Annotated in this window: 1 protein-coding gene; it reads right to left on the bottom strand. The window is 67.2% G+C overall.

Annotated features, from left to right (window positions below):
- Nucleotides 1-91 precede the first annotated feature (91 nt).
- The gene (locus DI041_RS21075; protein ID WP_012481667.1) at nt 92-547 is read right to left on the bottom strand and encodes a MarR family winged helix-turn-helix transcriptional regulator; all 456 of its coding nucleotides are present in this window, start codon (nt 545-547) and stop codon (nt 92-94) included.
- Nucleotides 548-818: the final 271 nt, after the last annotated feature.

Genomic DNA, 818 nt, shown 5'->3' with positions numbered 1-818 from the left:
AGGTGGGGGAGGGGAGGAACAACGAAACAACGGCAACGGGTAAAAGCCGCTGGCGTGTGAACGGCAGCGGCGGTACTCGGGGGCAGCGGTCTTACGTGATGCGGTCGGCGGCCTCGGCCAGCAGGCGCCATGCCTTCAGCACGGCGTGCAGTTCATCCATGGAAAGCTCGCCGAACACGTCCTGGCGCAGGCCGATCAACTGGTCTTCCAGCTCGCTGACCAGCGCGTGGCCGGCGTCGGTCAGCCACAACAGGTTGGCGCGGCGGTCGCTGGCGTCGCTCTCGCGGCGGACCAGGTCGCTGGCGCACAGCTTGTCCAGCAGGCGGACCAGGGAAGGCCCCTCCATGCCCAGCTGCTGGGCCAGCGCCACCTGGCGGATGCCACCCCCCGAGCGGCCGATCATCAGCAGCGGCATGGTGCAGGCGGTGGAGATGCCATAGCTGCCGAGCCGGCTGTCGGCCAGGCGCTGCCACTGCCGCCCTGCGTACAGCAGGCCGGAGCTGAGCTGCATCTGCAGCACGGTGCGCTCGTCGAGGGGTCGGTCCATAAGAGATAGATAGGATACTACTAATTTCATTCCTATCAATGGGTTTTTCTGAATGGGCGGGGTGCAGTGAGGAAAGCGTTGCGCCTGCTGGCTATCGGCTGGGGTGGCGGAGGGCCGGACGGGGCAGGGCACGCTGCAAGTACCCCTCCGGGGCCCGGCCCAGCCGCTGGCGGCTGGGCGATCGGTCGCTTGCGAAGCAGTGCTTCGCAAGCAAAGCGCCCTCACCCATGTAAGCTCGATCGGCGCATCCATGCGCCTCACGGCCCTGCCC

Source organism: Stenotrophomonas maltophilia, from assembly GCF_004920835.1.
GTDB classification, from domain to species: Bacteria; Pseudomonadota; Gammaproteobacteria; order Xanthomonadales; family Xanthomonadaceae; genus Stenotrophomonas; species Stenotrophomonas maltophilia_AQ.
The sequence above is the reverse complement of the archived record's forward strand: the minus strand, read 5'-3'. Positions and strand labels throughout refer to the sequence as shown.

Excerpts from the sequence above, each read along its gene's own strand:
- DI041_RS21075 (WP_012481667.1), bottom strand. The coding sequence starts at position 547 with ATGGACCGACCCCTCGACGAGCGCACCGTGCTGCAGATGCAGCTCAGC.